Below are 25,673 nucleotides of genomic sequence, written 5' to 3'. Positions count from 1 at the left end.
TCATTGTTTCGTTAGACGTACAGTCTATGAACTAAAATAAAAAGGTTGGCGCGATAAAAAGGTGTACTTATGATCGCATTAGTCCGGTTAGTGGTTTTGTTTTTTTTAATCCTGCTGGTCACCGCAGGTGGTTTAATCATGTGTCTATTTTTAGGGCGTTCAAAAGACCGCGTGTATTTCATCGCCAAAGCGTTTGCGCCGGTTGCTCGACTGTTTGGGTTGCGTGTTCAGAAGCATGTTTCATACAAAACCCTAGATGTGAAACAAGGGGTTTATATTGCGAATCATCAGAATAACTTTGATTTGTTTACGTTTTCTCATGTGGTGCCGCATGGCACGGTTACTGTCGGTAAAAGTTCGCTTAAATGGCTGCCATTTTTTGGTTGGTTGTATTGGGCGACGGGTAATTTCTTAATTCAGCGCAATGATCGTCACAAAGCCATCGCGACGATAGGTCAAATCGTTGAGAAAATGAGCGACACAGGGTTATCTATTTGGATGTTTCCAGAAGGAACACGCAGTCGTGGTCGTGGCTGGTTACCTTTTAAACGTGGTGCCTTTTATGCTGCGATACAAGCGGGCGTTCCAATCATCCCTGTTGTTTGCAGTTCCACCCACAATAAGGTCAAACTCAATCGCTTTGATAACGGCCATGCCAAAGTAGAGGTCATGGATCCGATATATACAGATGGCTTGACAGAGCAGGACATTCCTCAACTAGTCAGTCGTTGCGAAGCTCTTATGCAGGCAAAGCAACAAGAGCTCGATGATGAGTTAGCGCTGCTTTAATCCGCCTTTGCATCGTTGGGAATAGCGTGTTCTATCTCTTGTTGTAACTCAGTGATCAGGGGGTGGTTTGGGAGCGGTTGCTGCTGGTGCCATTCGGTTCTTTGAAGCAAGCGACGAAACAGCTTTTCTAGGCGCGCGACTTCTTTTGTATTAACTATGGTTTCGGCTTCGCCACGGTAAGCTTGCTGTGCAGCATGACCACGATGATGCAAATGCGAAATAAGCTGACAACCGCGCCACATCATGGCCGTTAAACTATTGGGTGTGAGAGCGAGAACAGAACGCTTACGTAATTTGTTAAGTAGGGTGGTTTTAAACGAGCGCCCAGTTTGCACGCCAGCGCCTAAAATGGCCCCAAGTGTGGTCGCCGTTCCTAGGGTAAGTCCTGCACTCAATATATCAATACCCGCACCTATCGCAGCACCTGTGACGGCACTTGTGCCGGTATTGATGCCCCAGCTTTTTAGTGTGTCGGCATCAAAAAGATCTTGTTGCCATTGGCCTTCTTGCAACGCTAAATCATCCAATGCGACATCTTGGTCACGAAAATCGTAAAGTGCTAAGCAGTGGGCGATGAACGCTTGCTCTTGTTGTCGAATACTATTTTCAAACTGTTGGGTTTCTTTATTGGTGGGTGTTTGGGCTTGGCATATGTATTGCGAGGTCGCGCAATGCAACAGCATTTTAGCGAGCGCCTCTTGTGCCGATTGTAGGCGCTGTGCCGCATCCTGCTCGCGTTGCTTCATTAGCGCTTGTAATGTGTTGTAATGATCGGGTGCTAAGCTTTGCAGGGTTTGATAGAGCTTACGCTCATCGGCCAAGTAAAACGCCACGGTATCGTAACGTACATGGGCATGAAGTTGTCGCTCTGCCAAGCATTGGCGCCAAGCTTGCTCATGGTTGTGTTCGGCGTCACAGAAATTCAATATCGGTACGATGGGCTTGTTGGCACACGCCAGAATGGACAGTTCATCAAGATACTTACCTAAAGGCGCTTGGCGCAGATCTATCACATAAAGAATGATGTCACACTGTTTCAGTTGATTGAGGATTTTAAATTCTTGATCAAAGTCTGCTTGTAAAGCAGCGTCTTGTGTAACGTTTGTTAACCATTGATCGGGAGTAAGCGTCTTATAACTGGGGGCGGAACGAGTCATCCAAAGACCAATGGAATCTTCAAATCCTGGTGTGTCGATCAGATCCAACACTGGCGCCTGATTCAGCGTCAGCGCAATTTTCTCCACATGGCGTGTGGTACCGGAATAGTTTTGGATATCACCAAAACCATGATCGCGAATCATGGTCCTTATCAATGATGTTTTACCGGTATTCGCGTGCCCCACGATAAGCAATGAAATAGGCATCGGTTAATCCTTTAAATGAATGATCTTATGTGGCGCAATTGCTCGTTCTTGTAATGCTTGGTTCCACACTTGAACGAATGCATTGCCATGTAAGTAAAACGATTCAGTTGTCGCATTGGCCTGACGTAAAAAACGTAAACTGCCGCGGTCAGGACTGATGTCTGCATCAATGATAATGGCACGATGATCACTTGGATGCTGGAGGTATGCCTGTTGTTGTTCTGCATTGTTAAGCGAAGCGGCATTACATCCGTTTAATGCATCAGTGGGAACACTCTTACTCCATTCAAACAAATAACAAATCTGATCAAGCGTTGTTAAGCGCTGTTCGGCGGACTCCAGCGGTCGAGGTGGCGCTATTTGTGAGTCAGACTGATTTGTAGGTGCTGGATCGACAATTTGGCTGCTTACTTGAGCCGTGAGTGGTTTATTCGAAGTGTATGAATGCCATACTGCGGTGCGTTTTTGGTGGTATAGGATGTGACTAAGAACAGCCAACATGAGGCGAAGTAAAACGCCATAAATAAACACGCAGGCCAGTACCCAAATGGCCCAAGTTTTTCGCGTATCCTCTGGTTGTTGGTCAATGCCTACTTGGCTGAAAGCGATATCGGCGGCACTTGGTGCAGGGAAGCCAAGCCAACTGGGGAGCGTGCTAATGCTTTGAGTTAGACTATGAAAATCCTGTTGCGTCAGCAATGTAGTTTCCCAGATAAAATGTACTTGATGGGTCATTAGGAACAATACAGCACTGAGTAAGCCGCCCAATAGGTAGCTTGTCCAGCAACAATGCAGCAAGCGAGCGACGCCCCACGTTCCAGCAGAGGAGCCAAAGCGCAGCGTTAAAAATGCCTCAATGACCTCTTTGGGGAGACGCATTGTCCGCCCCAGTTTACTTAATAAAACATTGAACCAATGGTGGTTCGCAGAAACGTTAGTTCTTTTTAAACAACCGATTAGCCAAATAAACAGGCTGAGGAAATGTGTCCCTAGCAGTATAAGTAACAACCAAAAAATATTGAGTTGTTGCTGATCGTTGCTATTAAAGGCAATCGGGGCGGCCATAGCGCCGAGTAAACCAAACAACACTATGAGCGCAATTTGCAAAGAATTGGCGAGACTTACGACTTTAGTGTAGCTTTCTAAGAGAGAAGTACTTGTTATCTTAGCCGAGGTATTTTGCTTTAGGCTCTGCAAAATCGCCTGTTGTTCTCTTTTTTTCAGTGTCATTAACAGATATCCCAAACAAGTGCATTCACGACTTGGCTCTTTTTTGTTAGTGATGTGTATCAGCGGAGTCTAACAATGTGTGTAACGGTTTGGCGAATTGTTACTTATAAAGCGTAAACTGTATGCAATTGTTAAAGAGAATTGCTCCTTTAATTGGCGCTACATTACTATCAAGCTATTCAGGTGATTAGATAAGGTTGGATCCGTTATGCGTTTAAACTCCATTCGTACCAAAGTGACCGCGCCGATAGCGTTGCTGGCCATTATACTGATAACCGTGTTTTTCTCATCTATGTCAATCATTGATATAGGTAAAAATCATATGGAAAAGCAGGCTGAAGCTTACTTTGCTGCAAGCAGTTTAGTGTTAAATGCTGACCGCGATATTTATCAAGCGTTAGTGGCACGTAAAAATCTAATCAATGGTCAAGGTAGTGCCGCCGATAACTTGGCGGATTTCAAAGACAACGCGCAACAGGTAGCGGATCGCTTCCAAGCCTATCGTAAAACGCTCGCCAGTGAACCTCAGCTTGTTAAACAGTTTTCCAATTTTGATGCTCTGTTTAAAAAGTGGAAAGCGGATGAAGCAACATTGCTCAATCAGGCACAGTCTGGTCAAGACTTCAGTACCGCGATGGCTACAGCGGATGCGAGCTTTTCAGCGATTCGTGATGTGTTAGATGTGGCGGGTGAAGCGGTTGATAACCGAGCACAAGAGGCCCAATTACAAGCCGAAGAAAAAATTGACAGCCTTAAATTTATAGAGATGATTTTTATTATTATCGCGCTACTGATTGCTGCGGGCTTTGGTTATGTTGTGCCAAAACGTTTACATTATCGCGTGTCGAACTTAGCGGCTCGTATCAAAGAAATTTCCGAAGGTGATGGTGATTTAACACAGCGTATTAACTCGACAGCAAAAGACGAATTAGGTGATTTGGCGCAGGAATTTGATGCCTTTGTTGAGCAACTACGTGGCATCATTAGCAGTATTCGTGAGCAGGCGCATTCACTTGGCGGCATGACCTCGGATCTTAATCACGCCTCAGATCGCACCGCTAGCGTAACCACTACGCTTGTCAACGCGTCTAACTCTATTGTCAGTGCTGCTCATGAAATGAGTATGTCAAACCAACAAATGGCAGGTGTAGCACACGATACAGCCAGTGAAGCACAGAATTCCAGTGAGTTGACGAATCAGGGTATTAAAGCGGTAAATAACTCCCAGTCGGCGATCGACAGTTTGGTCGGTGATATTGAGCAAGCCCTTTCACGTGCAACGGAACTTGAGAAAAGCTCGGAAGCCATTGCATCGGTGCTTGAAGTCATTCGCAATATTGCAGAGCAAACCAACTTGTTGGCATTGAATGCAGCGATTGAGGCGGCGCGTGCAGGTGAGCAAGGTCGAGGATTCGCTGTGGTTGCCGATGAGGTACGTACACTGGCAACTCGTACTCAAGACAGCACCAATGAAATTGAATCCATGATTGATCAGTTGAAAGTCAACGTGCAGGATTCATCGCGTGCGATCCAAAACAGCCGTAACAATGCCGATACTACGGTATCGAACTTCGACGAAGTGATTCGAATCTTTGGTTCCCTTGAAGAGTCGTTTGCTAAAGTTCAAGAGATGGCAGCGCAAACAGCGCAAGCCACCCAAGAGCAGTCCACTGTCTCTGGCGAAATCAATGAAAACCTATCTTCTATGCAAACGCAGACAGATGAAGTGCAGGCGGTTTCTGACTTGGTTCAATCGCAATCTAAGCAAATCAGTGATTTGTTCGAAGAATTAGATCGTCAAGTTGGTAGCTTCAAAGTGTAACCTTCATTAATGCTTTATCGATCTAACAAGAGCCGTCTATTGAATAGACGGCTTTTTTATTTTGCCAGCAAGAGAGCTAAAACACTTAAATAATATAATAAGGGATGACATATACGACAACTATTCTCCTCACATACCCTTGCCTTGTGGGGGCGTTGACATCAGTTGGCGCATTTGTTCAATAATCCAGTCGGTGAGTTTGGATGTAGGACTTTCAATCAAAGTAACAATGCCGACGTCCATATGGTGTTCGGGGAGTGCATTGCTCGTAACCATTTTTATTTTTTCAGAAAACCAATGCGCACTGGCGATGTGCTCCGGCACAATGGCCCAGCCTTGATTCTGTGTGACCAGCTCGCAAATCAGATAGTAGCTGTCGATGTCCCAATGATCGGGGCTCAAGGCTTGCTCGCGATTTTCCCCTGACCGATTACATAAGACGAATTGCCGGTATTGCTGTAATTGCGCCAAACTCAAGGTGTCTCTTCCTGCTAAAGGGTGCGCTTTACCGACAATGAGTACCTTTTTTAACGCGCCAAGCGGGTGCAGCTGTAATTTAGTAGGCAATGCATGGTTACTGATCATTAGGCCTATGTCTGCATTACGTTGTGAGATAGCGATGGCGATATCATCTTGAGAGCCACTGGTGATGACCAGGTGTGTGTTGGGAAAGGTGTCTCCAAATTGTGGGAAAATCGTGTGAATGGTTTCTAAAGGCAATGCTTCGTCTATGGCAATACGCAATGAGATTGGCTCTTGGCCTGCGGCCGTTAACGCCCTTGACTCCAAGCGTAAGCATTGAATCAGAATGACCTGTGCTTCGGGGAGCATTTCCTTTCCTAAAGGCGTGAGCACGGGGAACTTCGAGCGCCGATCAAATAGCTCAAACCCTAAATCCAATTCTAAATTAGCAATGGCGCTGCTGATGCGTGACTGTGCCTTGTTTAGCTTTCTTGCTGCTGCAGAAAAAGAGCCTAATTCGGCGGCGGTGACAAACGCCAGCAGTTGATCGAGCGTCCAGTTCATATGCTTCTCCAAATCAGCCTTCTGAGGGTTAAATCTATCCGAAAACCGGATGGTAACTGACTTTCTTATATCTCAATTTGTCATATTATTCGCCTACTTTTACATAAAGGAGAGGGCGTAATGTCAGCAGAAACATCAAGCGAGATGCCCAAATCAGTCGCGCGAGCCTTTTGGCGCTTCGCTATACCTTCTATCGTCGCTATGTTAGCCAGTGGTTTATATCAGGTTATTGATGGCGTCTTCGTCGGGCAGTATGTCGGCAGTGAAGGCCTAGCCGGTATCAATATGGCGATTCCATTATTAGGCTTGATCATGGGTTTTGGCCTAATGATTGGTATGGGTGGCGGCAGTGTGTTGTCCCAATACCGTGGTGAAAAGAATCTTCTTGCCACTCAAACGACGCTAACCACAGCTTTGTATTTAGTCGTCGGCATAGGACTGTTAGCGTGCGTGTTGTTTATTATTTTTGGTGAGCGCGGCCTGCACCTACAAGGAGCAACGGGAAACACCTTGACGCTCAGTTGGCAGTACGTTGAGATCATGTCTTATGGTGCTTTTATTTCGATTGGCGCCAGCGCCATGCCTATGTTGGTGCGCAATGACGACAGCCCTAATTTATCTACGCTGTTTATTGTGGTGGGTGCGCTTTTAAATATCGTCTTGGACTACGTCTTTTTGGGGCCGTTAGGTATGGGATTGAAAGGCGCTGCAATCGCGTCTTTGATCGCTCAGTTCGCAACCTGCGTTTTGTGTTTAAGGTATTTCACATCGCCAAACGCAAAAACCGTTTTATCGTTTGGCCAGTTTGATTTCTCTATTGCGAAGCGTGTAGTGCAACTTGGCTCATCGAACTTGGTTATGTTCGTCTATCTGAGTTTTATCATCGCTCTGCATAACTGGATGTTTTTGGAGTATGGCAATACCACTCAGCTTGCAGCGTTTGCCATTGTTGGTTATTTGGCCGGTTGTTATTACTTCTTTGCTGAAGGTCTCGTCAGTGGCTTGCAACCGCCTGTTAGCTTTTATTTAGGGGCGAAACAATACCAACGAATCATCCAAACAGTGACGTTAGCGTTCTCTGTGACGGTCGGCTCCGGTGTGCTTGTCGTCATGGTGTTAAATCTATTCCCTGAATTCTTTATTGGTTTTTTTGCCAATGCCGATGACGCATTGATTGACGCGACTAAAGTTGGAATTCGTTTGCATTTGATGGCGCTGTTTCTAGACGGCTTCTTATTTATGGCATCGATTTACTTTGTCGCCGTGGGGAAAAGTGCCCAAGCTTTGTTTGTCTCAGTCGGCAACATGATCGTGCAGCTACCGTTTTTGTTAATCTTGCCGCATTTTTGGGGAATCGAAGGCGTATGGTTGGCCGTACCGTTATCAAATGTTGCCTTCACTGCAATCGTATTGCCAATGCTATTGACGAACTTGAAAAGCTTAAAGGCGCAGCATCACAATGAAAACGTAAACGACATGACGCTGACGAATCATCTTAGTTAGCCTACGTGCTTCTGTGTAATAAAAAAGCCGCTTCAAATGAAGCGGCTTTTTTCTGTCTATACATTGAGAATAGAATATCAGCTGTAAAAGAATTAAGCTGGAATTTTAGGGTTATTGGGGTTATATTTAAAATATAATGGATCAAAGGAATGATCTAATAAAGAGTCGAGAAGTGATTCAGATGTTGCTAAATGATGGATGGCAACAAGTACGAGTAAAAGGAAGTCATATGCAGTTCAGGCACCCAGTAAAGAAAGGTACGGTCACTGTACCGCATCCTAAGAAAGATTTGCCGCTAGGCACGTTCAACAGCATCAAAAAGCAAGCTCAGTTAGGTTAACAGGTGAAAGACGATGAAATATCCCATTGTATTGCATACAGATAATGGCGTGAGTTATGGCGTTACCGTGCCTGATATTCCGGGCTGTTTCTCAGCGGGTGATACCTTTGACGAGGCGCTCGAAATGGCTGAAGAAGCGATCTTTTGCCATTTAGAGCTGATGCTTGAAGAGGGTGAAGACGTTCCTGTCGCCAGTCCTATCGCAGCTCTTAAAGAAAATCCTGATTACCACGACGGTGTATGGGCCATTGTAAATGTGGATATCACCCCACTGCTGGGCAAAAGCGAAAAGATCAATGTCACCCTGCCACATTTATTGATTACCAAGATTGATAAAGTCGTGGCTGCCAACCCCAAGTATAAATCCCGTTCAGGATTCTTGGCTGAGGCATCGAAAAAAGTGTTGAATTTGATTTGAACTTACAAATGAAATGGAATTTTTATGATTTATAGAATTATTTTAGATACTAATATTTATCATAGTGAGCGGACTGATTCCTCAAGAATGCAAATGCTGCTGAGACTCGTAAAATCGGGAGATGTGAAAATAATAGTTCCGGAAGTAGTGGCTAAAGAATATTTGACTAAAAGGGTGCTTGAGGCGGAAGCACTGCGTGAAAGTATTCAGTCTGATTTTAGGAAGTTAAGAAATACTAAGGTGTGTGGGGACGAATTCGTATTTTCTTCAACTGATATTCGTATAAAAAATGCTATAAGTGATATTGGGTTAAGCTTAGAGAATTTTCTTAATTCTGAAGGCGTTGAATTATATAAGATTGAAAACACATCTATTGCTGAGATTTTTGATGATTACTTTTCTGGAAGAGGGGCGTTTAAAGAGAAAAAAAGACGACAGGATTTTCCTGATGCAGTTATTTTTGATTGTATAAAAAAAGTCTCAAAGGAATATCCTGTTATCGTGATAACTGAAGACAAACATTTGGCTAGTGTTTGTAGTGAAATAGAACAATGTTCAGTTAAAAATTCATTGAATGATCTTTTTTCTGACCCTGTTTTTAGCCAAAAGTTAGAAGATTTAAATAGTAAAGATAAAAAAACAAATGAGATTTTGCATCTCCTTTCAACGACAAAATCTGCTGTATGTTTAGAGAATTATATTAGTGAATATCAAAAAGAAGATATTCTTAATTATGAGTTCTATTATGATCGGATTGAACTTCCTTATGAAATTGAAGATGTTTTTTCTGAATTTAAAGAGGAAGCCGTTCAAGCTAAAATTTTGTATTTTGAGAATGGTGGCGATTTATTCATAAAGTCATCTGAATATCTAGGTAATAATAACTATAGTGTATCTTTCTCGATCGAGTGTTGTTCTGAGCTTCATGCTTTTGGGGGTGAAGAAGACTATGAAAAACTAAGTTATGAATATGGAAAAGAAATTTCATTTGAAAATAATCATTTGAATTATTCAGAGATTCATATGAAGGGGGTTTTTCAAAGTGAGATATCTTGTACTCTAATAATAAGAGGGATACGGGAAGGGCAAGAGGCTGCTGTGATAGCTACTCATTTAGAGTATTTAGGAGCTAATAAGTGTGAACTTAGTGCTGAATTAGAAGTGTCAAAGTTATCTTTTAAATATTTATAAAAAAAGCCGCTTCGTTTGAAGCGGCTTTTTGGTATCTAAACGGATAACCCTGAAGATTAGGCGTCGATACGTTTGTATTTGATACGTGTTGGTGTCGCGTCTTTACCAGTACGGGACTTGTAGTCGGCTTCGTATTCTTGGTAGTTACCTTCGAAGAATACGGCTTTCGAGTCACCTTCGTACGCCAAGATGTGTGTTGCGACACGGTCAAGGAACCAACGGTCATGGGAAATCACAATCGCTGCACCTGGGAATGCCAATAGAGCTTCCTCTAGGGCGCGCAGTGTTTCAATGTCCAAGTCGTTGGTCGGTTCGTCCAATAGCAAGACGTTGCCGCCTTCTTTCAGAAGTTTGGCTAAGTGCAGACGGTTACGCTCACCACCAGACAAGTGTTTCACAAGCTTCTGTTGATCAGAGCCTTTGAAGTTAAAACGGCCGATGTAAGCGCGTGATGGCACTTTCCAGTTGTGAACGGTGATGATGTCCTGACCGTCTGAAATTTCTTCAAACACAGTATTATCACCGTTTAGTTCGCGCATTTGGTCAACGTATGCCAGCTGTACGGTATCACCCAAGGTCACGCTACCAGAATCCGGTTGTTCCGCGCCTGAGATCATTTTGAACAGTGTTGATTTACCTGCACCGTTACCGCCGATAACCCCGACGATCGCGCCTGGTGGTAGTGTCATGTTTAGGTCTTCGATCAACATGCGACCATCAAAGCCTTTCGAGACGTTTTCGATCTCAATGACTTTGTTACCAAGACGAGGTCCTGGCGGAATGTACAATTCGTTGGTTTCGTTACGCTCTTGGAATTCTTTCGAGTTCATTTCTTCGAAACGCGCTAGACGTGCTTTGGACTTAGACTGACGACCTTTCGCATTTTGGCGCACCCACTCAAGCTCAGACTTGATGGCTTTGTTGTGCGAGGCTTGCTGCTTCGCTTCCATCTCAAGACGCGCGTTCTTTTGATCCAGCCAAGACGAATAGTTGCCTTCGTATGGAATACCGTGACCACGGTCGAGCTCAAGGATCCAGCCGGCGGCGTTATCAAGGAAGTAACGGTCGTGGGTGATCGCTACCACAGTACCTGGGTAATCCTTCAAGAAGCGTTCTAACCACGCCACAGATTCGGCATCCAAGTGGTTGGTTGGCTCGTCGAGAAGGATCATGTCAGGCTTGTCTAGCAATAGACGACATAGGGCCACACGACGACGCTCACCACCGGATAGATGCGCTACGCTTGATTCCCATGGTGGTAGACGCAATGCATCGGCCGCCACTTCTAAAGCGCGCTCAAGGTTGTGGCCGTCTTTGGCTGTAATCAGGTTTTCAAGTTCGGCTTGCTCTGCCGCCAGCGCATCAAAATCGGCATCTGGGTCAGCGTAGGCAGCGTATACTTCATCAAGGCGAACCAAGGCATCTTTTACGTCTGCAACAGACTCTTCCACGATACCACGAACGTCTTTTGTCTCATCTAGCTCAGGTTCTTGAGGCAAGTAGCCGACTTTCAAACCTGGCATAGGACGTGCTTCACCAATGTATTCTTGGTCAACGCCGGCCATGATGCGAAGCAGTGTCGATTTACCTGAGCCATTTAAGCCAAGTACACCAATTTTTGCGCCAGGGAAAAAAGACAGAGAGATGTCTTTTAGAATCTCGCGTTTTGGCGGTACGACTTTGCCAACGCGGTTCATGCTGTATACAAACTGTGCCATAAGGTTATGTCTGTCCTAAGTTGTTAAGTGAAAAAGAGAACGCTTTACCAACGCTTCGATCGGGGGCGATAACACCCGAGAAGGTGGTGTAAAATTGGAGCTAAGCATAGCACAACAACGCTTAATGCAGAATAATTCCCATCGCGCCAAATACAACTAACAAGGCACCTAACCACGCACCCGGCGCGGGGCGTTGTTTGGTCGTCAACCATAGTCCGGGCAATATTAAGACAGGAACGGTAGCTGATAATGTTGTTACTAGGCCGACGTCCGCATTTGCGACGCCCCATACTAAAACGCTCATACCAATGACCATGCCAATGGTCGCCACCACCGCTAAACGTAGCCAAAGATTAAGAGGGAATTGTTGCAAAGGAGTGTTGCCTTGAGGCATCCGTTTGGAAAAGTACAAACGATAGGCGATTAACAGGCATAGGGCGCTGGCGCTGACACGAGCGGCAGATGCCACCACAGGATCAACGCCAGCTAATAGTGCAGGTTTAGCGAGTAATGCGCCACTTGCCTGGCACAAGGCCGCGATCAGAGCTATGCTGACGGCTAGGCCAAGTGACCCCTTGGTGCTTTCCCACGCGTGGGTCTGGCCGCGTTTGCCAAATAAAATGGCAATCATGACGCCAATTAATACGACACCACAACAGAGCAATTCGACAATAGATAATGTCTCATCTAAGAAAAGCCACGCCAACAAAATAGAGAAAGGTGCGTTCATGGCAAAGAGAATGCCCGCACGTCTCGGCCCAATTCTGTTAACGGCGCTAAACAAGCAGTTATCGCCAATGAAGATACCAATGACGCCGGATAAAATGAGAAGTGGTAGGTAGTCCCCCAGCGTGTCCCAAGAAACAAAACGCCACAGACTTATTGAGCACAATAGTATGGCGGCAAGGGTGATACGACAGGTATTAAATCGAAACGTGCCCATGCTTTCGATTAAGCGGGGGGCCATTAAACTGGAAATGGTCCAGCAGAGTGCAGCAACGAGACCGGATAACTCTGCAAAAGGCATTCAAAGGCTCCGTTTTGAAAATATTAAGCGAGTGGGCTAAGTCAGTTAAACAGGTCGATGAGTAGCCAATAAGTGTCGGGATTGGTATTATTTGTTGTCACTACCAGCCATTTAAAACTGGCATCCATCGTACGAAATTTTCCCAATCATTGGAACCAGTATGCGTTGTCCTTTTTGTGGTACTCAAGATACCAAAGTCCTAGACTCTCGATTAGTCTCTGAGGGTGCACAAGTCCGCCGTCGTCGTACTTGTGGCCACTGCCAAGAGCGTTTTACCACCTTTGAAGTGGCCGAACTTCAAATGCCGAGGTTGATCAAAAGTGATGGCAGCCGTGAGTCGTTTGATGAAGATAAATTACGCTCCGGTATTGTTAAAGCCATTGAAAAACGCCCTGTCAGTGTTGAAGCGATCGAAACTGCGATCACCCGAATCAAAGAGAAGCTACAAGCCACAGGCGAACGTGAATTACCGTCTCGCATTATTGGTGAAGCGGTAATGGAAGAGTTAAAGCGCCTTGATCAAGTGGCGTATGTGCGTTTTGCTTCTGTTTATCGAAGTTTTAAAGATATCAGTGAATTCCGTGAAGAAATTGAGCGCTTAGAAAACAGCGCCACCACCCCCTCTGAGGAGAAATAAATGGCACAGCAAAATCATCAAACGTATATGGCTCGTGCTGTGCAATTGGCGCGTAAAGGGTTATACACGACCCACCCAAATCCTCGAGTCGGATGCGTCATTGTTAAAAATGATCAAGTGATCGGTGAAGGCTTTCACCTGAAAACCGGAGAGGGGCATGCCGAAGTTCAAGCGTTGGCGAATCTGACGGAATCTGCTTCAGGTGCCACAGCGTATGTCACATTAGAGCCATGCAGTCATCACGGTCGCACACCGCCTTGCGCCGAAGCGTTAATTAAAGCGGGCGTGACGTCTGTTGTGTATGGCATGCAGGATCCTAACCCTGAAGTTGCAGGCAATGGACTGAAAATGCTTGAACAAGCCAGTATCGAAGTCATTGGACCCGTTATGGAAGCGGAGTGTCGTGGCTTGAATCCAGGTTTTATCAAACGCATGGAAGAAGGCTTGCCGTTTATTCGGGTGAAGTTGGCCATGAGTGTTGATGGTCGTACAGCGATGGAATCCGGCGAAAGTCAATGGATCACGGGCCCTGCGGCGCGCCAAGACGTACAACGTTTGCGAGCGCAAAGCTCTGCGATTGTCACGGGCATTGGTTCGGTCATTGTGGATAACCCAAGCATGACGGTACGCATCGATCCTAACGACCAAGAGGCCGATACAAAAACAGTACGTCAACCACTTCGCGTTATTTTAGACACCGCGCTGTCGATTCCGCCGGAATCGAAGATTCTCTACCCAACCAACGAAGTGTTGGTGTTTTGTGATGAAGAAGAAATTGAACCGGATCATCTGAAAACGTTACAAAAGAAAAAAGTCGATGTGCGCTTTTTGCCGCTTGCAGACGATGGGCGTTTAGACCTTGTTGAAGCGATGGGGCAACTAGCCGATGACGGAATCAATGAAGTACTGGTTGAAACTGGTGCGGTCTTGGCTGGTGCATTCTTAGATGCTGGTCTAGTCGACGAACTTGTCATTTATATGGCGCCAAAGTTACTGGGCTCTGAAGCTCGTCCTTTGGTCAGCTTGCCGTTAGAAAGCATGTCGGATGCTGTTGACCTACACTTGTTAGATATGACGAAAGTTGGTCAAGACATCAAGTTAGTGTACCAGCCTCAATACCGTGATGAGGGTGAAGACGCGTAATGTTTACAGGCATCATTGAAGGGTTTGGGCGAGTCGCTCAGTTGCAGCGAAAAGGTGGTGATTTAACGCTCAAGATTCACGCCGAGTCATTAGACATGAGTGATGTGAAGCTAGGCGATAGCATTGCAACGAATGGCGTGTGTTTAACGGTGACGCGTTTGGAAGGTGCCAGCTATTGGGCGGACGTATCCTCAGAAACGTTGGCCCATACTACATTAGGGCATTGGCAGGTTGGTCAAACAGTTAACTTAGAAAAAGCACTGCAGCCGATATCGCGTTTAGGTGGTCACTTGGTGAGTGGGCATGTGGATACGATTGGGGAAATTTGTGCAATTTGGCCTGATGCACGCAGTATCCGTTATCGTGTCAAAGTAATGCCTGAATTAATGCGCTATATTGCACTTAAAGGGTCAATTTGTGTGGACGGTATCAGTCTAACTGTGACAGCGCTCGAGGCACATGAGTTTGAACTCAGTATTGTGCCTCATACCGCGGATGGAACAATTATGTCGGCTTATACTGTTGGAACAAAGGTTAACGTGGAGGTGGATCAAATCGCACGCTATTTAGAGCGATTGATTGCACTACAATCCGCACCTGCGCCCAGCAAAGAATCGACGCTGAGCGAGGCGTTTTTGGCTGAACATGGGTTTATGGGGCGTCGATAAGGACGCTCTAAATCGAATTTAAAGGTGAAGTAGCATGGCAATCAATACCATTGAAGAAATCTTGGCAGACATGCGTCAAGGCAAAATGGTCATCCTGATGGACGACGAAGATCGTGAAAATGAAGGTGACCTGATTGTACCAGCGGAATGTATTACTCCTGAAATCATTAACTTCATGGCGGTTCATGCCCGTGGTTTAATTTGCCTAACGTTAATGCCAGAGCGTTGTGCACAGCTGAACTTACCCTTGATGGTTAACCAAAATGGTGCGGCGTTCAGTACCAATTTTACATTGTCTATTGAAGCCTCTGAGGGTGTGACAACGGGGATTTCCGCAGCGGATCGTGCCTTGACAGTGAAGCGTGCGGTTGCCGCCAATGCGAAGCCGTCTGATATTGTCCAGCCTGGGCACGTTTTCCCGTTAATGGCGAAGCCTGGTGGCGTATTATCGAGAGCGGGTCACACGGAAGCAGGTTGTGATTTAGCGCGTATGGCAGGCTATGAAGCCGCGTCAGTGATTATTGAAGTGATCAATGATGATGGCACCATGGCACGTCGTCCAGATTTAGAAAAGTTTGCCGAGAAACATGGCATAAAAATTGGTACAATTGCCGACCTGATTCATTACCGCACACTGAACGAAGCGACTGTCCAGCGTGAAGCTGAACAAACGATCAAGACGGAAGTGGGCGAGTTTAATCTGATCACCTACCGTGACACGGTACAGGGCCTAAGCCATATGGCTTTTGTGAAAGGTGATATCTCTCCTGACACTCCGACTGTGGTACGTGTACACGTGCGTGACCCTGCCCGTGATATTGCTGGGATCATCTCAGATGAAACTGAGCAAAAGTGGTCAATGTCAGGGGCGTTAGAATATGTAGCCAAAGAAGGCTCAGGTGTCGTGGTATTAGTCGATACGTTAGATCGCCCGAGTGATTTAGCGGAGAGTTTTGCGGCGACACTGAACCCGCCTGCGGGCAAAGGTTCGGATAAAAGCGGCTCAGGTACGTACTTGACCGTTGGGACGGGGTCTCAAATTCTACGTGATCTAGGTGTGGGCAAAATGCGCTTACTTAGTTCACCACGAAAATTCTCTGTCACAGGATTTGATTTAGAAGCCGTGGAATTTATTCCATACAAGGGCACGCCTGTTAGTGCCGATCTAGTTTAAAGTTTAGAGGCAAAAAATGAGCGATATTAAGACTTACGAAGGTCATTTCGCAGCACCTGGAGCAAAGTTTGCTCTTGTCGTTGGCCGTTTTAACAGCTTCATCGTTGAAAGCTTAAAAGAAGGCGCCATCGATACCCTAGTTCGCCATGGTATCAAGAAAGAAGATATCACAGTGATTTACGCACCTGGTGCGTTTGAAATTCCTGTTGTTGTGAAGAAAGTCGCAGAACAAAATCAATACGATGCTATCGTCGCATTGGGAGCCGTGATTCGCGGCGGCACACCTCATTTCGAATACGTTGCGGGTGAATGTGTGAAAGGTTTAGGCCAATTGGCACTGCAATTCGGTATTCCTGTATCGTTTGGTGTGTTGACGGTTGATACAATTGAACAAGCGATTGAGCGTGCTGGTACAAAAGCTGGTAACAAAGGCGGTGAAGCTGCCTTGTCTGCTCTAGAAACTGTTGCTGTATTACGTAATTTGGAAGAGAAATAATGAGTGATCAAGAACAGGCTAAAAAGCCTAAAAAACCTTCTCGCTCACAAATGCGTAGCGCGTCTCGTTCTTTTGCTTTACAGGCGCTTTATCAGTGGCAAATGAACCAGTCTCCTGTGAACGAGATCGAAGCTCAGTTCGCTGTGGATCATGAAATGTCTACGTGCGATAAAACGTATTTCCGTGAGTTGGTCTACGGCGTATCGTCTAAAGCCAAAGCGCTGGATGAGCTATTTGAGCCGTTCTTAGATCGTTCTCTTTCTGAGTTGGATGCCATCGAGTTGGCGACCTTGCGAATTGGTAGCTTTGAATTGTCTGAGCGCTTAGATGTGCCTTACCGAGTAGCGATCAACGAAGGTGTTGAGTTAGCTAAATCGTTCGGTGCAACCGAAAGTCATAAGTACGTAAACGGTATTTTGGACAAATTGGCACAACGAGTGCGCCGCGAAGAAATCGCAGCACGTCGGAACGCTAACAAGTAAGCCAATTACTGTATCGAGAAAAGCCATCCTTTGATGGCTTTTCTTTTATATAGCCTAGGAAATGCTATGCAAGAGTTTGAGTTAATTCGCTCGATCTTTCAGTCCTCAATGATGGCCAATACGGAAGGGCGTCACGATATCCTTCTGGGGATAGGTGATGACTGTGCTCAGGTGCAGGTGCCGGAAGGTCAGAGTCTCGTTTTTTCTATGGATACCTTGGTTGAAGGGCGTCATTTTCCATTTGATGCTGACCCTGTCGATATTGGTTATCGTGCTGTCGCGACCTGCGTTAGTGACCTTGCGGCGATGGGCGCTAAACCCGCCTTTTTTACGCTTGGCTTAACCTTGCCAGAATCTGACCCTCAATGGTTGGCTGGGTTTGCTGAAGGTATGGCGGAATTAGCGGAGCCAATCGGCTTGTTATTAGTCGGTGGAGATACGACCAAAGGGCCATTAACGATTACCTTGCAAGTGCATGGCTATGTAGAACAAGACTTAACGCCGCGTCGTAGCCAGGCTCAAGTGGGCGATGATATATACGTCACAGGAACATTAGGTGATGCGGCCGCTGCAGTGCCTATTGTGACGGGGGAGCTGCATGTGAATGCCGATCGTTTTGATCATTTCTATGAGCATTATTGGCGTCCGACGCCACGCTTAATTGCTGGCATGGCGCTCAAACGAGTAGTGCACAGTATGCTGGATGTTTCTGATGGTATTGGACAAGATCTACAGCATATTACGCGAGCATCAGGTGTAGGGGCTCGAATTGATATCAATGCGTTGCCGATATCGGATGTACTGTTAGCATGGCAACCTGAGAATGCACGCGTATTAGCCTTAACGGGCGGCGACGACTACGAGCTGTGTTTTACTGCACCGCAAAGCGCACGCGATGAGGTTCAGTTAATCTTGCAGACCTTGCATTTACCTTGCACGCGTATTGGTGAAATAACCGAATCAGGTTTTGATGTAGAAGGCTTTGACGGTGAAGCGTCTGGTTGGCAACATTTTTAATATTCAGAGAATCGTTATGGCTGATAAGCATCCTGTGCCGGATACAGTTTGGCGCAACCCCATACATTTTTTAGCATTTGGCTGTGGCTCAGGCACTGTTGACAAAGCGCCAGGCACCTTTGGTACGTTGGCGGCCATTCCTTTGTATTTGTTGATGCAGGATTTGGCCGTTGGTGATTACTTTATTATGCTGATGGTAACCGCATTGGCAGGCATCTATATCTGTGGCAAAACATCCTCAGATCTTGGTGTACATGATCATGCCGGTATTGTATGGGATGAATTTGTTGGTTTTTGGATCACCATGTGGATGGCACCAGAGGGGTGGAGCTACATCATTTTAGGCTTCATCTTATTCCGCATTTTTGATATTTGGAAACCTTGGCCAATTTTACTTGCAGACAAGCATATTCATGGTGGCTTTGGCATTATGTTTGATGACATATTGGCCGGTATCATGGCGTTCTTTGCGCTGCAGGGTATTGTTAAGCTTATCGGCTAGTACCTATATAAAGCATGAAGAGCCAACGTTATGTTGGCTTTCTTTGTTTGGCACCCTTCACTGCAAGTGCGTATAATTCCCTTCATTATTGATCTATTAAGGTGCTATGAACTTGTCCCGTGAATTGTCACATCATCAAGCCTTCCAAACGCACAGCCTAAATGAGTTAGGAGTGGTGAGTTGGATGCATGGCACATCACCTGTTCATGGCGAGGTTTTTCGCTCGCCGCAGCCTTGGCTGCGTGCTGACGGTGTGCAAACGATTGCGCCTGCTGTCGACGATGGGGCTTCTTTTAGAGCCGTTGAGCCGCCTGCACTGGCCGTTGCGCCGCAGCAGAAAGACGCATCAGTCGCAGATTTACGTCGTCAGCTCGGTGCGGCGCCTGAAGTGATTGTAGAAGATCTTCAGCCCATAGAAGAGACGATAGCTATTCCTACTGTGGCGTTGCCTGAAACGGTACAAGGCTTGCCTACTTCCGTTCAATTAAATGGGTATTTGTTGGCGGGACGACTGTTGCTGTTGACGGATTTGCCGCGCTCATTTAACGAGCCTGAAGCATTAGACAAACTGGCGATAAGCCTTGCTAAGGCATTGTTGAAACAAGATATTAGTGATTGGAGCAGTGGACAGTTTGTTTGGCCTGGGAAGTTAAAAAACCGTTATCTAATTGGGCGAAAAGATTGGGCTCTTGGTGGGTTTGAGCAATTCTTGAGTAATCAGCTTGCAGGACAAACCCCGCAATGGATCATTTTAGCGGGTGAGCAATGTAGTCAGTTCTTTGAGACCTTGCCTGATGATCATGCTTTAAAACTGATGCCAAACGCTAAAGTAGACAGTCTACCGCAGATGTTGCGCATTCCTGAGTTGCGTAAAGAGGCTTGGAAGATCATGCAATCGAGCTTTCGCTAAGGTGTATATGACGAATTCATATGTGTTGCGCGAGGCAACGTTATCTGATGCTGAGGCGATTTGTGCGTTAGAGCGCTCATCTGACCCGCATCCTTGGAGTGATAGCTTGATTAGGGAGGCGCTCCAGAGTCGACAGAACTGGGTGTTGGCGTGTACTGAAAGACCGCATCTTGTGGGCTGGTTAACGGCTTCTGTTCTGTTTGACCAATCTGAACTAGAGTTAGTAGTCACCGATGCCTCGAGACGCCGCCAAGGATTAGGTAAACGATTGTTGCAGCAATGGTTAGCTTGGGCGCGAGAACAAGAATGTGTAGAAGGTTTGTTAGAAGTGCGTGAATCGAACCAAGGCGCGATCGCTTTATATCAGCAGTTTGGCTTTGAACAGGTTGGTTCACGTAAAAACTATTACCCATTAGCTGAGGGCGGTCATGAACATGCCGTGCTCATGACATGCAAACTGAAAGAAGAGAGATAGTTCATGACGACAGTACTGGTACCGATTGCCAACGGCAGCGAAGACATTGAAGCGATCACCATTATCGATGTGCTACGTCGTGGTGGTGTCGATTTGACCGTAGCAAGCGTACATGAAGAGAAGCAGGTCAAGGCCGCCAATGGAACGAATATCGTTGCTGATGTGTTGTTGACGGATGTAGCTGAGCAAATGTTTGATGCTATTGTTCTGCCTGGCGGTATGCCGGGTGCTGAGCATCTACGAGACAGTCAGTTATTAATTGATATGCTGGAAAAACATGATATCCAAGATGCCCTTTTAGCCGCTATCTGTGCATCACCAGCCGTTGTTTTTGGAACACATGGTTTTGTCGTAGATAAACAAGCGACTTGTTATCCTGGGTTTGAAGAGGGTTTGACGGGGGCAGAATACATTGCCGACCAACCTGTGGTAATGGATGGTAATGTGATCACTGGGCAAGGTCCCGCAATGGCAATGGCGTTTTCTCTGGCGGTTCTAGCGAACTTAGAAGGAATTGAGAAAACACAAGAAGTGGCGCAAGGCTTGTTGTGTTAAAACACTTAATCTTGTCTAAATGGTCAATTGAAAAGTCGTAAATATCGACAAACTTTATAGTTTGCGGTTGTGTTTTGTCTGGACGAAAATACCATATCAGAGTAAAATTGATCAGATTTATTTAGTCGCGGCAACTCATAAAAAGCAGTAGTTATGGCGACGACATCAGCGAAATTTTATGAAAGCGAGGTGGGCCACGAGTTTACCTCGCTTTTTTGCAACCTAAAATAGGCTTTAACGGGAGGTTCCTTTGGCAACATCAGCGATTCTTGCTCTGGAAGACGGCACGATATTCAGAGGGGTGTCGATCGGGGCAGATGGCTCCTCAACCGCAGAGGTTGTATTTAACACCTCTATGACCGGTTATCAAGAAATTCTTACCGACCCTTCCTATGCTCGACAAATGGTCACGTTGACCTACCCACATATTGGTAACACTGGCGTTAACGCCGAAGACGAAGAGTCTAACCAAATTTGGTGTTCGGGCCTGATTATCCGTGATTTACCTCTACGCTCTAGCAGCTGGCGTCAACAAGAGACGTTAGATGACTACCTTAAACGTAAAGGCGTTGTAGGTATTGCGGACATTGATACACGTAAACTTACGCGTATTCTACGTGAGAAAGGTGCTCTAGCTGGCTGTATTATGGCTGGTGATAGCATTAACGAAGAGGAAGCTGTTGCACAAGCACAAGCTTTCCCTGGTTTGAAAGGCATGGATTTAGCCAAAGAAGTGACCACTGAAAAATCTTACGAGTGGACTGAGTCTACGTGGGATTTAGTAAAGGGTCACACAACACCTAGCGAATTCCCATTCCACGTTGTGGCGTATGATTTTGGTGTTAAAACGAACATTTTGCGTATGCTGGTTGAGCGTGGTTGCCGCTTGACAGTGGTACCTGCGAAAACACCGGCGAGCGACGTGCTAGCCATGAATCCAGATGGTGTTTTCTTGTCAAATGGCCCAGGTGACCCAGAGCCATGTGATTACGCAATCAATACGATCAAAGAAATCCTAGAAACTGAAATCCCCGTTTTCGGTATTTGTCTAGGGCACCAACTGCTTGCATTGGCAAGCGGTGCTCAAACCGTAAAAATGAAGTTTGGTCACCATGGTGCAAACCATCCGGTGCAAGACATCAAGTCTGGCCGTGTCATGATTACCAGCCAGAACCACGGTTTCGCAGTCGATGAAGCGACGTTGCCAGCGAATCTTGAAGCGACTCACAAATCTTTGTTCGACAGCTCTCTTCAAGGTATTGCGCGTACTGATAAAAAAGCGTTCAGCTTCCAGGGTCACCCTGAAGCGAGCCCTGGTCCACATGATGTGGCACCATTGTTTGATCAGTTCATTGACAACATCAAAGCAACGAAAGCCTGAGCGAGAACGAGAAGACTATGCCAAAACGTACTGACATAAAAAGCGTCTTAATCTTGGGTGCTGGCCCGATTGTTATCGGTCAGGCCTGTGAATTTGACTACTCAGGTGCACAAGCCTGTAAAGCCCTTCGTGAAGAAGGCTTCCGAGTGATTCTAGTTAACTCGAACCCTGCGACCATCATGACAGACCCTGTTATGGCGGATGCAACGTACATCGAGCCTATTGAATGGCAAACGGTTGAGAAAATCATCGAAAAAGAGCGTCCAGATGCGGTTCTTCCGACAATGGGTGGTCAAACAGCATTGAACTGTGCGCTGGATCTTGAGCGTCACGGTGTTTTGGAAAAATACAATGTTGAGATGATTGGTGCGACAGCGGATGCGATTGATAAAGCAGAAGACCGTCACCGTTTTGATGAAGCAATGAAAGCCATTGGTCTGGAATGTCCACGTGCTGGCATTGCACACAACATGGAAGAAGCGCTGAAAGTACAAAGTGAAGTCGGTCTTCCTTGTATTATTCGTCCTTCTTTCACCATGGGTGGTACCGGTGGTGGTATCGCTTACAACATGGAAGAGTTTGAAGAAATCTGTACGCGTGGTTTGGATCTTTCGCCAACCAACGAACTTCTAATCGACGAATCTTTGATCGGTTGGAAAGAGTACGAGATGGAAGTTGTTCGTGACAAAAACGACAACTGTATCATTGTCTGTGCCATCGAAAACTTCGATGCCATGGGTGTTCACACCGGTGACTCGATCACAGTTGCGCCTGCACAAACGTTGACAGACAAAGAATACCAAATCATGCGTAACGCCTCTTTGGCGGTATTGCGTGAGATCGGTGTCGAAACAGGCGGTTCGAACGTACAGTTCGGTATGGACCCAGAAACAGGTCGTCTTGTCGTGATTGAGATGAACCCTCGTGTATCACGTTCATCTGCATTGGCTTCGAAAGCAACGGGCTTCCCAATTGCAAAAATCGCTGCGAAATTGGCGATTGGTTACACTCTTGATGAGCTGCAAAACGATATTACCGGTGGTCTTACACCAGCAAGCTTCGAGCCTTCAATCGACTACGTTGTAACGAAAATTCCTCGTTTCACATTCGAAAAATTCCCAACAGCAAACGATCGCCTAACGACGCAAATGAAGTCGGTTGGTGAGGTTATGGCGATTGGCCGTACGTTCCAAGAGTCGATGCAGAAAGCATTGCGTGGTCTTGAAACAGGCTCTGACGGCTTCAATCCACAGCTTGATCTTGAAGATGATGCAAGCAAAGAAATTTTGCAGCGTGAGCTGAAAGCACCAGGTGCCGATCGTATTTGGTACATCGGTGATGCTTTCCGTGCTGGTATGAGCATGGAAGAGATTTACGAGCTTACGGGTGTTGATCCATGGTTCTTGGTGCAAATCGAAGATCTGATTAAAGAAGAGCAAGCGCTGAAAGTGACGGGTCTTGCGGAGCTTGATTACGACTACATGCGCCGCCTAAAGCGCAAAGGTTTCTCTGATGCACGTCTAGCAGCATTGCTAGATGTAACCGAGAAGTCTCTTCGTGAACGTCGTTACCTTGTAAACGTACATCCAGTGTACAAGCGTGTTGATACTTGTGCCGCAGAGTTTGCCTCTAACACGGCTTACATGTATTCCACATACGAAGACGAATGTGAAGCTGCGCCGAGTGATAAAGAGAAAATCATTATCCTAGGTGGCGGTCCAAACCGTATCGGTCAAGGTATCGAGTTTGACTACTGTTGTGTACACGCAGCGCTAGGTTTACGCGAAGACGGCTTCGAGACCATCATGGTGAACTGTAACCCTGAAACGGTATCGACTGACTACGATACGTCTGATCGCTTGTACTTTGAGCCAGTAACGCTTGAAGACGTACTTGAGATCGTTCGTAAAGAGAAGCCAACAGGTGTGATTGTACAGTTTGGTGGCCAAACGCCGCTTAAAATTGCGCGTGCTCTACAAAACGAAGGCGTGCCAATCATCGGTACCACACCAGAAGCGATTGACCGTGCCGAAGACCGTGAACGCTTCCAAAGCATGATCCAGCGTTTAGGTTATAAGCAACCTAAAAACGCGACGGTTCGTTCTACGGAGCAAGCGATTGTGAAAGCGGCTGAGATTGGTTACCCACTGGTTGTACGTCCATCGTACGTACTGGGTGGTCGTGCCATGGAGATCGTTTATAACGAGAAAGAGCTGACGCGCTACATGACGTCGGCAGTGAAAGTGTCTAACGACAGCCCAGTATTGCTTGATCACTTCCTTAACTCAGCGATCGAGATCGATATCGATTGTATCTCTGACGGTAAAGAAGTCGTGATTGGCGGCATTATGCAGCACATTGAGCAAGCGGGTGTTCACTCTGGTGACTCAGCTTGTTCATTGCCGCCTTACTCATTGCCTGCGGATGTTCAAGATGACATTCGTGCGATGATTAAGAACATGGCGCTTGAGCTAGGCGTTATTGGTCTGATGAATACACAACTTGCTGTGCAAGACGGTGAAATCTACGTGATCGAGGTGAACCCTCGTGCATCTCGTACGGTTCCATTTGTTTCTAAGTGTATCGGTCGTTCACTTGCACAAGTAGCGGCATTGGTTATGGCAGGTAAATCACTTGCTGAACTAGGCTTTACGGAAGAAATTATTCCTAGCTACTACAGTGTGAAAGAAGCAGTCTTCCCATTCAACAAGTTCCAAGGTGTTGACCCAATTCTTGGCCCTGAGATGAAATCTACGGGTGAAGTGATGGGGGTTGGCGATACGTTTGCTGAAGCCTTTGGTAAAGCTGTGTTGGGTGGCGGTACGGTGTTACCGACGTCTGGGAATGCGTTTATCTCAGTACGTGACCAAGACAAGCCGGGCTCTGTGGATGTGGCAAAACGCCTTGTTGGATTAGGCTTCAAACTGATTGCAACGGGTGGTACAGCTAAGTACCTAACGGAGCACGGTGTCGAAGTTAAGAAAGTAAACAAGGTAAATGAAGGTCGCCCACATGTTGTCGATATGTTGAAAAACGGCGATATCAGCTACATCATTAATACAACTTCTGGTACGCAAGCGATTGCGGACTCTTCGGTTATTCGTCGCACAGCATTGCAAGGTAAGGTGTGTTACACCACAACCCTAGCGGGTGCAGAAGCAACTAGCTTGGCGATCAGTAGCCAAGGCGAAGAGATCAAAGTCAGAAGATTACAAGATTTGCATACGGGGAAATAATGAAAAAAGTACCTATGACGGTTGAAGGCGAAGCGCGTTTACGCGCTGAGCTTAACCATCTTAAATCAGTTGTTCGTCCACGTGTGATTGCTGACATCGCGTCTGCACGTGAACATGGCGACTTGAAAGAAAATGCTGAATATCACGCAGCTCGTGAAGAGCAAGGTTTTTGTGAAGGTCGTATTTCTGAGATTGAAGGTAAGCTATCGGATTCTCAAGTCATCGATGTGAAAGCGATTGCCCATACTGGCAAAGTGATTTTCGGTACAACGGTAACCTTGTTTAACGTTGATACAGAAGAAACCGTTACTTACAAAATCGTTGGTGATGACGAGTCAGATGTGAAAGCGAAGATGATTTCTTATGCATCACCTATCGCAAAAGCGATCATTGGCAAAATGGAAGGCGACGAAGTTGTTGTAAAAATTCCAGCTGGTGAAGTGGTTTATGAAATTGAAACGGTAAAACACATCTAATTTAGATGTGTTTTCGCATAATCAAAAAACGCTAAGAGGGAGACTTCTTAGCGTTTTTTTGTTTTTATAAGTCAATATATCGTAAGATTCGCC

At 46.1% G+C, this 25,673-nt stretch carries 25 protein-coding genes; 20 read left to right on the top strand and 5 right to left on the bottom strand.

Features of this window, described 5'->3' with window-relative positions; genetic code table 11:
* Positions 1–69 precede the first annotated feature (69 nt).
* Positions 70–789 (top strand): 1-acylglycerol-3-phosphate O-acyltransferase, encoded by a 720-nt coding sequence (locus ACPUEK_RS00235; RefSeq protein ID WP_425641867.1) that lies wholly within the window; start codon positions 70–72, stop codon positions 787–789.
* On the opposite strand, the gene ACPUEK_RS00230 is transcribed toward ACPUEK_RS00235, so the two are convergent.
* Together ACPUEK_RS00230 and ACPUEK_RS00225 are read right to left on the bottom strand one after the other, a co-directional pair.
* On the bottom strand, positions 786–2,153 hold the full coding sequence (locus ACPUEK_RS00230) for a DUF3482 domain-containing protein (protein ID WP_425641865.1): 1,368 nt from the start codon (positions 2,151–2,153) through the stop codon (positions 786–788). The genes ACPUEK_RS00235 and ACPUEK_RS00230 overlap by 4 nt on opposite strands.
* Before the next feature lie 3 nt (positions 2,154–2,156).
* On the bottom strand, positions 2,157–3,383 hold the full coding sequence (locus ACPUEK_RS00225; protein ID WP_425641863.1) for a DUF2868 domain-containing protein: 1,227 nt from the start codon (positions 3,381–3,383) through the stop codon (positions 2,157–2,159).
* A gap of 208 nt (positions 3,384–3,591) precedes the next feature.
* Here ACPUEK_RS00225 and ACPUEK_RS00220 point away from each other — a divergent pair, with 208 nt between their 5' ends.
* Positions 3,592–5,205 (top strand): methyl-accepting chemotaxis protein, encoded by a 1,614-nt coding sequence (locus ACPUEK_RS00220; protein WP_425641862.1) that lies wholly within the window; start codon positions 3,592–3,594, stop codon positions 5,203–5,205.
* Between the two features lie 129 nt (positions 5,206–5,334).
* On the opposite strand, the gene ACPUEK_RS00215 is transcribed toward ACPUEK_RS00220, so the two are convergent.
* Positions 5,335–6,231, bottom strand: a complete 897-nt coding sequence (locus ACPUEK_RS00215; protein ID WP_067030285.1) for a LysR family transcriptional regulator — start codon at positions 6,229–6,231, stop codon at positions 5,335–5,337.
* A gap of 120 nt (positions 6,232–6,351) precedes the next feature.
* Here ACPUEK_RS00215 and ACPUEK_RS00210 point away from each other — a divergent pair, with 120 nt between their 5' ends.
* The 4 genes from ACPUEK_RS00210 to ACPUEK_RS00195 all read left to right on the top strand — a co-directional run bounded on the left by ACPUEK_RS00210 (position 6,352) and on the right by ACPUEK_RS00195 (position 9,683).
* Positions 6,352–7,734: an MATE family efflux transporter gene (locus tag ACPUEK_RS00210; RefSeq protein ID WP_425641861.1), complete on the top strand. Its 1,383-nt coding sequence runs from the start codon at positions 6,352–6,354 to the stop codon at positions 7,732–7,734.
* A 136-nt stretch (positions 7,735–7,870) separates the two neighbouring features.
* The gene (locus tag ACPUEK_RS00205; RefSeq protein ID WP_425641860.1) at positions 7,871–8,074 is read left to right on the top strand and encodes a type II toxin-antitoxin system HicA family toxin; all 204 of its coding nucleotides are present in this window, start codon (positions 7,871–7,873) and stop codon (positions 8,072–8,074) included.
* A gap of 13 nt (positions 8,075–8,087) precedes the next feature.
* On the top strand, positions 8,088–8,492 hold the full coding sequence (locus ACPUEK_RS00200) for a type II toxin-antitoxin system HicB family antitoxin (RefSeq protein WP_425641859.1): 405 nt from the start codon (positions 8,088–8,090) through the stop codon (positions 8,490–8,492).
* Between the two features lie 24 nt (positions 8,493–8,516).
* A complete protein-coding gene (locus ACPUEK_RS00195) occupies positions 8,517–9,683 on the top strand; it encodes a PIN domain-containing protein (RefSeq protein WP_425641858.1) in 1,167 nt (388 codons plus the stop codon).
* Positions 9,684–9,739: 56 nt separating this feature from the next.
* Here the strand turns inward: ACPUEK_RS00195 and ettA are convergent, their stop codons facing one another.
* Both ettA and ACPUEK_RS00185 read right to left on the bottom strand, forming a co-directional pair.
* Positions 9,740–11,401, bottom strand: coding sequence for an energy-dependent translational throttle protein EttA (ettA, locus tag ACPUEK_RS00190; RefSeq protein WP_425641857.1), 1,662 nt, complete (start codon positions 11,399–11,401; stop codon positions 9,740–9,742).
* A gap of 121 nt (positions 11,402–11,522) precedes the next feature.
* Complete coding sequence (locus tag ACPUEK_RS00185; RefSeq protein WP_067215261.1) at positions 11,523–12,428, bottom strand: DMT family transporter; 906 nt, start codon at positions 12,426–12,428, stop codon at positions 11,523–11,525.
* 160 nt (positions 12,429–12,588) lie between these two features.
* Between ACPUEK_RS00185 and nrdR the strand changes: the two genes are divergently transcribed.
* From nrdR to greA, 14 genes are all read left to right on the top strand, one after another.
* Positions 12,589–13,065, top strand: a complete 477-nt coding sequence (gene nrdR / locus ACPUEK_RS00180) for a transcriptional regulator NrdR (RefSeq protein WP_067030298.1) — start codon at positions 12,589–12,591, stop codon at positions 13,063–13,065.
* Positions 13,066–14,208 carry a bifunctional diaminohydroxyphosphoribosylaminopyrimidine deaminase/5-amino-6-(5-phosphoribosylamino)uracil reductase RibD gene (gene ribD, locus ACPUEK_RS00175; RefSeq protein ID WP_425641856.1) on the top strand — a complete coding sequence of 381 codons (1,143 nt, stop codon included), beginning with the start codon at positions 13,066–13,068 and terminating at the stop codon, positions 14,206–14,208.
* On the top strand, positions 14,208–14,876 hold the full coding sequence (locus ACPUEK_RS00170) for a riboflavin synthase (RefSeq protein ID WP_425641855.1): 669 nt from the start codon (positions 14,208–14,210) through the stop codon (positions 14,874–14,876). The genes ribD and ACPUEK_RS00170 overlap by 1 nt, the downstream gene beginning before the upstream one ends.
* A gap of 34 nt (positions 14,877–14,910) precedes the next feature.
* Positions 14,911–16,050 (top strand): bifunctional 3,4-dihydroxy-2-butanone-4-phosphate synthase/GTP cyclohydrolase II, encoded by a 1,140-nt coding sequence (gene ribBA / locus ACPUEK_RS00165; protein WP_067030310.1) that lies wholly within the window; start codon positions 14,911–14,913, stop codon positions 16,048–16,050.
* 16 nt (positions 16,051–16,066) lie between these two features.
* Positions 16,067–16,546 carry a 6,7-dimethyl-8-ribityllumazine synthase gene (gene ribH / locus ACPUEK_RS00160; protein ID WP_067094894.1) on the top strand — a complete coding sequence of 160 codons (480 nt, stop codon included), beginning with the start codon at positions 16,067–16,069 and terminating at the stop codon, positions 16,544–16,546.
* Complete coding sequence (gene nusB / locus ACPUEK_RS00155) at positions 16,546–17,028, top strand: transcription antitermination factor NusB (protein ID WP_425641854.1); 483 nt, start codon at positions 16,546–16,548, stop codon at positions 17,026–17,028. The genes ribH and nusB overlap by 1 nt, the downstream gene beginning before the upstream one ends.
* A gap of 66 nt (positions 17,029–17,094) precedes the next feature.
* Positions 17,095–18,045, top strand: a complete 951-nt coding sequence (gene thiL / locus ACPUEK_RS00150) for a thiamine-phosphate kinase (RefSeq protein ID WP_417506644.1) — start codon at positions 17,095–17,097, stop codon at positions 18,043–18,045.
* 16 nt (positions 18,046–18,061) lie between these two features.
* Positions 18,062–18,547 carry a phosphatidylglycerophosphatase A family protein gene (locus ACPUEK_RS00145; protein ID WP_067215249.1) on the top strand — a complete coding sequence of 162 codons (486 nt, stop codon included), beginning with the start codon at positions 18,062–18,064 and terminating at the stop codon, positions 18,545–18,547.
* A gap of 106 nt (positions 18,548–18,653) precedes the next feature.
* Positions 18,654–19,457, top strand: a complete 804-nt coding sequence (locus ACPUEK_RS00140) for a hypothetical protein (protein WP_425641853.1) — start codon at positions 18,654–18,656, stop codon at positions 19,455–19,457.
* 7 nt (positions 19,458–19,464) lie between these two features.
* Positions 19,465–19,932 carry a ribosomal protein S18-alanine N-acetyltransferase gene (gene rimI / locus ACPUEK_RS00135; protein WP_425641852.1) on the top strand — a complete coding sequence of 156 codons (468 nt, stop codon included), beginning with the start codon at positions 19,465–19,467 and terminating at the stop codon, positions 19,930–19,932.
* Positions 19,933–19,935: 3 nt separating this feature from the next.
* Entirely contained in the window at positions 19,936–20,487 is a 552-nt protein-coding gene (locus ACPUEK_RS00130) for a DJ-1 family glyoxalase III (RefSeq protein WP_067030325.1), read from the top strand.
* Positions 20,488–20,737: 250 nt separating this feature from the next.
* On the top strand, positions 20,738–21,868 hold the full coding sequence (gene carA, locus ACPUEK_RS00125) for a glutamine-hydrolyzing carbamoyl-phosphate synthase small subunit (RefSeq protein ID WP_425641851.1): 1,131 nt from the start codon (positions 20,738–20,740) through the stop codon (positions 21,866–21,868).
* Positions 21,869–21,885: 17 nt separating this feature from the next.
* The gene (gene carB, locus ACPUEK_RS00120; RefSeq protein WP_067215245.1) at positions 21,886–25,104 is read left to right on the top strand and encodes a carbamoyl-phosphate synthase large subunit; all 3,219 of its coding nucleotides are present in this window, start codon (positions 21,886–21,888) and stop codon (positions 25,102–25,104) included.
* Entirely contained in the window at positions 25,104–25,580 is a 477-nt protein-coding gene (greA, locus tag ACPUEK_RS00115; RefSeq protein WP_067030337.1) for a transcription elongation factor GreA, read from the top strand. The genes carB and greA overlap by 1 nt, the downstream gene beginning before the upstream one ends.
* Positions 25,581–25,673 lie beyond the last annotated feature (93 nt).

It is taken from the genome of Marinomonas gallaica, assembly GCF_049821165.1.
Lineage (GTDB): Bacteria > Pseudomonadota > Gammaproteobacteria > Pseudomonadales > Marinomonadaceae > Marinomonas > Marinomonas gallaica.
This window is presented reverse-complemented; position numbering and strand designations above follow the sequence as displayed.